Source organism: Kribbella sp. NPDC023972, assembly GCF_040639075.1.
In the GTDB taxonomy this organism is placed as follows: Bacteria; Actinomycetota; Actinomycetes; order Propionibacteriales; family Kribbellaceae; genus Kribbella.
This window is the reverse complement of the sequence record NZ_JBEZZH010000026.1, coordinates 1-5,302: the sequence shown is the minus strand read 5'-3', so window position 1 is coordinate 5,302 and position 5,302 is coordinate 1. Positions and strand designations below refer to the sequence as shown.

Sequence of the window (5,302 nt, the reverse complement as noted above, 5' to 3'; positions counted from 1 at the left end):
GTTGTCCACCTGTGGTGGTGTGTGACAAGCCCTCGGCCTATTAGTACCAGTCAGCTACACACGTTGCCGTGCTTCCACTTCTGGCCTATCAACCCAGTGGTCTACTGGGGGCCTTACCCGGTTGACCCGGTGGGAGACCTCATCTTGAAGCGTGCTTCCCGCTTAGATGCTTTCAGCGGTTATCACTCCCGAACGTAGCCAACCAGCCGTGCTCCTGGCGGAACAACTGGCACACCAGAGGTTCGTCCACCCCGGTCCTCTCGTACTAGGGGCAGCCCTTCTCAAGTCTCCTGCGCGCGCAGCGGATAGGGACCGAACTGTCTCACGACGTTCTAAACCCAGCTCGCGTGCCGCTTTAATGGGCGAACAGCCCAACCCTTGGGACCTACTCCAGCCCCAGGATGCGACGAGCCGACATCGAGGTGCCAAACCATCCCGTCGATATGGACTCTTGGGGAAGATCAGCCTGTTATCCCCGGGGTACCTTTTATCCGTTGAGCGACGGTGCTCCCACATGCCACCGCCGGATCACTAGTTCCGACTTTCGTCCCTGCTCGACATGTCTGTCTCACAGTCAAGCTCCCTTGTGCACTTACACTCGACACCTGATTGCCAACCAGGCTGAGGGAACCTTTGAGCGCCTCCGTTACCTTTTAGGAGGCGACCGCCCCAGTCAAACTACCCACCAGGCACTGTCCCTGATCCGGATAACGGACCAAAGTTAGACAGCCAGAACAACCAGAGTGGTATTTCAACGATGACTCCACCCGAACTGGCGTCCGAGCTTCACAGTCTCCCACCTATCCTACACAAGTTGTACCGACCACCAATACCAAGTTGTAGTAAAGGTCCCGGGGTCTTTCCGTCCTGCTGCGCGTAACGAGCATCTTTACTCGTAATGCAATTTCGCCGAGTCCATGGTTGAGACAGCGCCCAAGTCGTTACGCCATTCGTGCAGGTCGGAACTTACCCGACAAGGAATTTCGCTACCTTAGGATGGTTATAGTTACCACCGCCGTTTACTGGCGCTTAAGTTCAAAGCTTCGCCGGCCGAAACCAGCTAACCTGTCCCCTTAACGTTCCAGCACCGGGCAGGCGTCAGTCCGTATACATCGAATTACTTCTTCGCACGGACCTGTGTTTTTAGTAAACAGTCGCTTGGGCCTGGTCTCTGCGGCCATCACCGCTTCGGTGAGCAAGTCACCTAACGGATCCGGCCCCCCTTCTCCCGAAGTTACGGGGGCATTTTGCCGAGTTCCTTAACCATGGTTCACTCGATCGCCTTGGTATTCTCTACCTGATCACCTGTGTCGGTTTGGGGTACGGGCGGCTCTAACACTCACTGCGAAGTTTTTCTCGGCAGCATGGGATCATCCACTTCCCCTAAACGGGTCCGCCTCGGCTCTCAGGCTTCGTGAGACACGGATTTGCCTATGCCTCGCCCTACCACCTTGCCCGCGGATCAGCTTGCGCCTACCATCGCCGCGGTTGGACTACCCTCCTGCGTCACTCCTCAATGCACCTACTACCACCTCGGGTCACCAACGCCACCAATCCGTCCGAAGACATCATGGCTTAGTTGGCTTAGCATCAGCGGGTTCGGTCGGGTCGTGTTAATGCCGGTACGGGAATATCAACCCGTTGTCCATCGACTACGCCTGTCGGCCTCGCCTTAGGTCCCGACTTACCCAGGGCAGATTAGCTTGACCCTGGAACCCTTGATCATCCGGCGGACGGGTTTCTCACCCGTCATTCGCTACTCATGCCTGCATTCTCACTCGTGCAGCATCCACAACTCCATCACTAGGCTGCTTCACACGCTGCACGACGCTCCCCTACCCATCCACACACCTGGACCACACTCCAAAGGAGCACAGCCGGGTACGAGTGTGAATGCCACAGCTTCGGCGGATTGCTTGAGCCCCGCTACATTGTCGGCGCGGAATCACTTGACCAGTGAGCTATTACGCACTCTTTCAAGGGTGGCTGCTTCTAAGCCAACCTCCTGGTTGTCTGGGCAACTCCACATCCTTTTCCACTTAGCAATCGCTTAGGGGCCTTAGCTGGTGATCTGGGCTGTTTCCCTCTCGACTACGGAGCTTATCCCCCGCAGTCTCACTGCCGCGCTCTCACTTACCGGCATTCGGAGTTTGGCTGATTTCGGTAAGCCGGTAAGCCCCCTAGACCATCCAGTGCTCTACCTCCGGTAAGAAACACACGACGCTGCACCTATATGCATTTCGGGGAGAACCAGCTATCACGGAGTTTGATTGGCCTTTCACCCCTATCCACAGGTCATCCCCCAGGTTTTCAACCCTGGTGGGTTCGGTCCTCCACGCGGTCTTACCCACGCTTCAACCTGCCCATGGATAGATCACTCCGCTTCGGGTCTAGAGCATGCGACTCAAACGCCCTATTCAGACTCGCTTTCGCTACGGCTACCCCACACGGGTTAACCTCGCCACACACCACTAACTCGCAGGCTCATTCTTCAAAAGGCACGCCGTCACACCCCACAAGGGAATGCTCCGACGGATTGTAGGCAATCGGTTTCAGGTACTATTTCACTCCCCTCCCGGGGTACTTTTCATCTTTCCCTCACGGTACTAGTCCGCTATCGGTCACCAAGAAGTATTTAGGCTTAGCGGGTGGTCCCGCCAGATTCACACGAGATTTCAAGAGTCCCGTGCTACTTGGGAAAACACTCGGAAGTCACTGTCTTACGCCTACGGGGCCATAACCCACTACGGCTCAACATTCCAGAAGATTCGACTTCAACAGTGATTTATAACTCCCTGACCTCACGGCATTAAGGCCTGAATGCTCCCACAACCCCATGTACGCAACGCACGCCGGCTATCACACGCACATGGTTTAGCCTCATCCGCTTTCGCTCGCCACTACTCACGGAATCACAATTGTTTTCTCTTCCTGCGGGTACTGAGATGTTTCACTTCCCCGCGTTCCCTCCAGAACCCTATGTGTTCAGGCACTGGTAACTGGCTTTAGAATGCCAGCTGGGTTTCCCCATTCGGACACCCCCGGATCACAGCTTGGTTGCCAACTCCCCGGGGCTTATCGCAGGCTCCAACGTCCTTCATCGGCTCTTGGTGCCAAGACATCCACCGATTGCCCTTAGTAGCTTGTCACAACAACAAAACAAACAAAATCGCTACAAAGAGATGCTCGCGTCCACTATACAGTTCTCAAAATACGGGCAGAAAACCAACCCAGAACCACCACCTATCAGCCACGAGCACCCATCCCAGGGAAACAACACACCCAGAACAAACACCCACACCCAACGGTTTGGTGAGAGCCGGCCCCAGCCACCAGCCCAACCAACCAACATCGGTTGAACCATGACCCTTGAAAAACCAGTCCATCCCTCACAGGACAGCCCGATCCCTCAGGACCCAACAGCGCGCCTCGGCCCATCACCCACTCTCACTCACGTTCCACACCCACAAAGGGGCAGTACTAGCTCGATCGATCAGGATCCAGGCCTAATGGTCAATGTTCCACAGTCCGAAGCACCATCACCCCGAGACGAACGCTCGGGCAGTGATGAATGGACAACCACTCAACGCGGCTGCCGTGTGCTCCTTAGAAAGGAGGTGATCCAGCCGCACCTTCCGGTACGGCTACCTTGTTACGACTTCGTCCTAATCGCCAGCCCCACCTTCGACGGCTCCCTCCCACAAGGGGTTAGGCCACCGGCTTCGGGTGTTGCCGACTTTCATGACGTGACGGGCGGTGTGTACAAGGCCCGGGAACGTATTCACCGCAGCGTTGCTGATCTGCGATTACTAGCGACTCCGACTTCATGGGGTCGAGTTGCAGACCCCAATCCGAACTGAGACCGGCTTTTTGGGATTCGCTCCACTTTACAGTTTCGCAGCCCTTTGTACCGGCCATTGTAGCATGCGTGAAGCCCTGGACATAAGGGGCATGATGACTTGACGTCATCCCCACCTTCCTCCGAGTTGACCCCGGCAGTCTCCTATGAGTCCCCACCATAACGTGCTGGCAACATAGGACGAGGGTTGCGCTCGTTGCGGGACTTAACCCAACATCTCACGACACGAGCTGACGACAGCCATGCACCACCTGTATAGGACCCTTACGGACCCCCCATCTCTGGAGGATTTCCCTATATGTCAAACCCAGGTAAGGTTCTTCGCGTTGCATCGAATTAATCCGCATGCTCCGCCGCTTGTGCGGGCCCCCGTCAATTCCTTTGAGTTTTAGCCTTGCGGCCGTACTCCCCAGGCGGGGCGCTTAATGCGTTAGCTGCGGCACGGAGGACGTGGAATGTCCCCCACACCTAGCGCCCAACGTTTACGGCGTGGACTACCAGGGTATCTAATCCTGTTCGCTACCCACGCTTTCGCTCCTCAGCGTCAGGTAAGGCCCAGAGAGCCGCCTTCGCCACCGGTGTTCTTCCTGATATCTGCGCATTCCACCGCTACACCAGGAGTTCCGCTCTCCCCTGCCTACCTCTAGTCTGCCCGTATCGGAAGCAGGCTCGGAGTTGAGCTCCGAGTTTTCACTCCCGACGTGACGAACCGCCTACGAGCCCTTTACGCCCAATAATTCCGGACAACGCTCGGACCCTACGTATTACCGCGGCTGCTGGCACGTAGTTGGCCGGTCCTTCTTCTGCAGGTACCGTCACTCTCGCTTCGTCCCTGCTGAAAGAGGTTTACAACCCGAAGGCCGTCATCCCTCACGCGGCGTTGCTGCGTCAGACTTTCGTCCATTGCGCAATATTCCCCACTGCTGCCTCCCGTAGGAGTCTGGGCCGTGTCTCAGTCCCAGTGTGGCCGGTCGCCCTCTCAGGCCGGCTACCCGTCGACGCCTTGGTAGGCCATTACCCCACCAACAAGCTGATAGGCCGCGAGCCCATCCCCAACCGCCAGAACTTTCAACCACCAACCATGAAGAAAGTGGTCATATCCGGTATTAGACCCCGTTTCCGAGGCTTATCCCGAAGTTGAGGGTAGGTTGCTCACGTGTTACTCACCCGTTCGCCGCTCGTGTACCCCCGAAGGGGCCTTACCGCTCGACTTGCATGTGTTAAGCACGCCGCCAGCGTTCGTCCTGAGCCAGGATCAAACTCTCCGTTGAAAATATTAGACAACCAACCCCGAAAGGGCTGGGATGCCAACAACTTGAGCGATCCTTTGAATCAGAAACAATCAAACTGACTTGAATCAAAAAATACTTCAAAGGAATCCGCCACAGACAACAAACAACCACCACACCCAAACCATCAAGCAAGGATGCGACAAATCATTCA

2 rRNA genes are annotated in these 5,302 nt (G+C 56.1%); both read right to left on the bottom strand.

From position 1 onward, the window contains the following. Nucleotides 1-20: 20 nt before the first annotated feature. Nucleotides 21-3,149, bottom strand: a 23S ribosomal RNA gene (locus tag AB0F43_RS38225). A 461-nt stretch (nt 3,150-3,610) separates the two neighbouring features. Continuing rightward, nucleotides 3,611-5,130: ribosomal RNA gene (locus tag AB0F43_RS38220) — 16S ribosomal RNA — on the bottom strand. Together the 16S and 23S rRNA genes form the textbook arrangement of a ribosomal RNA operon. Between the last annotated feature and the right edge of the window lie 172 nt (nt 5,131-5,302).